This is a genomic window from Actinomadura sp. HBU206391 (genome assembly GCF_014323665.1).
Classification (GTDB): Bacteria; Actinomycetota; Actinomycetes; order Streptosporangiales; family Streptosporangiaceae; genus Actinomadura_C.
In genome coordinates this window covers 1-2,200 of sequence record NZ_JABVEB010000493.1, presented here as the reverse complement: position 1 = coordinate 2,200, position 2,200 = coordinate 1, and the positions used below count along the sequence as shown (strand labels likewise).

Sequence of the window (2,200 nt, the reverse complement as noted above, 5' to 3'; positions counted from 1 at the left end):
CTTCTCCAGCTTGCCCTTGGCGTTCGGCGCCTCGTCCTCGGCGTAGGAGTCGATCATGAACGTCAGGACGCAGCGGTCGACGCCCGCCGCGGGTTCGATGACGTACGGAACGAACCGCAGGTTGCGCTCCTGGTCGAAGAACGACAGATCGGTGCCCGAGGCCTTGCCGTGCACGGTCAGGTCGTAGTCGGTGCGATTGGCGATGCCCTCCAGCTCACCCCACTGCGAGCCGGTGAAGTCGAAGCGGTACTCCAGGTCGACCGTGCGCTTGGAGTAGTGCGAGAGCTTCTCCTGGGGGTGCTCGTAGAGCCGCAGGTTGTCCTTGCGGATGCCCAGGTCGACGTACCACTGCAGGCGCTCGTCGATCCAGTACTGGTGCCATTCCTCGTCCGTGCCCGGCTCGACGAAGAACTCCATCTCCATCTGCTCGAACTCACGGGTGCGGAAGATGAAGTTGCCCGGGGTGATCTCGTTACGGAACGACTTGCCGATCTGGCCGATGCCGAACGGGATCTTCCGGCGCGCGGACTGCTGGACGTTGAGGTAGTTGACGAAGATGCCCTGCGCGGTCTCGGGGCGCAGGTAGGCGAGGCCGGACTCGTCCTCGACCGGCCCGAGGTAGGTCTTGAGCAGCCCGTTGAACATCTTCGGCTCGGTGAAGGCGCCCTTGGTGCCGCAGTTGGGGCAGCCGAGGTCGGCGAGGCCGTTCGCCGGCGGCCGGCCGTGCCGCTCGACGTAGGCCTCTTCGAGGTGGTCGGCACGGTAGCGCTTGTGGCAGGACTGGCACTCGGTGAGCGGGTCGACGAAGGCGTCGACGTGCCCGCTGGTCTGCCAGACCTCACGGGCCAGCACGACGCAGGAGTCGAGGCCCACCACGTCGTCCCGGCCCTGCACCATGGACTTCCACCACTGCCGCTTGACGTTGTTCTTGAGCTCGACGCCCAGGGGCCCGTAGTCCCAGGACGCACGCAGCCCGCCGTAGATCTCACTCGACGGGTACACCAGCCCCCGCCGCTTGGCGAGGCTGACGATGGTGTCCAAGACGTCGGAACGACGGGCCATGGCTGTCTCCATCCGGCTGGCGGTCGGTGGGATTGGTCGCACGCGCTGACGGCGTGGCTTCAATGATCCCCGGTGGGCGCGTGATCTCGCCTGCACGGTCGGATCCTGCGCCAATGAGCTCCAAGCTTAGGGCATGCCGCCCGCAGAGCGGCGACCTGTCAAGACCAGGTCAATGGACGAGGCCGTCGACGATATTGCTGTCGATGTTGATCGTGACGCCGCCGTGCTTCTCCTTGTGCCCGCCCCGGTACTGCTTGATCCTGCGGTGCGGGTGCCACCAGGTGTCCGGGATGTACGGATCTCCGTACACCTTGGCCTTGCGGTTCCAGTGGGCGAACCAGATCGCCTTCGGCTTCGTGATGCCCTGGGCCATGCCCAGGTCCACGATTCCCGAGGCCACACTGCTGTAGACGCCCGATCGGTAATGCCGCCGGTGGAGCCCGCGGCTCCACTCGTGCAGGAACCTCAGCACGTCCTCGCGGCACTTGGCCTTGCGGCTGTCGTAGGCCTCCATGTCGAAGTAGATCGGGGCCCGGCGGCGGATGCCGAGCGCCTTGGCCCGTCGTACGGCGTCGTAGGCCGACAGCCGCCCTTCGGTGGCGGGCCGCTCCATCGTGAAGCCGTCCTGGTACCGCTTGTTGCAGGGCGCCTGCAGGCCGACGTAGGTCGGGATGAGCCGGTAGCCCATCCCCCGAACCGACCGCACCCAGTCTCTGGTGAGGTTGGCCTGCGAGCAGCCCCTGGCGGCGCCCCCGATGTAGATGTTCGCTATCCGGTAGGTCCGGCGCCAGGCCCGCATCGCCCGCAGCGACGGCGCCGTACAGGTGTCGAAGCCCCGCCCCGTGGCCCACGGCCGGCGCCTCCCGGGCCGCTCGGGGATCGCGACCTCGGCCGCCGAGGGACCGGACCGGCCTTCGAGGAGCGCCGGGCTCGGCCACCAGGCCGTCCGGCCGCTCGCGCGCAGGACCCGCTCGATGGTCCCCCGGTCGGAGCCGTAGCTGGCGGTGATCATCACCCCGGCGTCGTGGAGCGGCAGCCTGATCTCCCTCTCGACGCCGCCGGCAGGCGGGAGCCCGGCCGCCGGTGCGCTCGGCAGGGGCGCCTGCCGCCCCCAGGCTCCGTCCGGTCGGCCCAGCGC

The 2,200-nt window shown here is 68.7% G+C and carries 2 protein-coding genes; both read right to left on the bottom strand.

What is annotated here, in order from left to right:
* Nucleotides 1-1,062 (bottom strand): glycine--tRNA ligase (locus tag HKK72_RS38740; protein ID WP_187239351.1); only part of this gene is annotated, 1,062 nt, incomplete at its 3' end.
* 169 nt (nt 1,063-1,231) lie between these two features.
* On the bottom strand, nt 1,232-2,200 hold a 969-nt coding region (locus tag HKK72_RS38735; RefSeq protein WP_187239350.1), incomplete at its 5' end, for a DUF1906 domain-containing protein.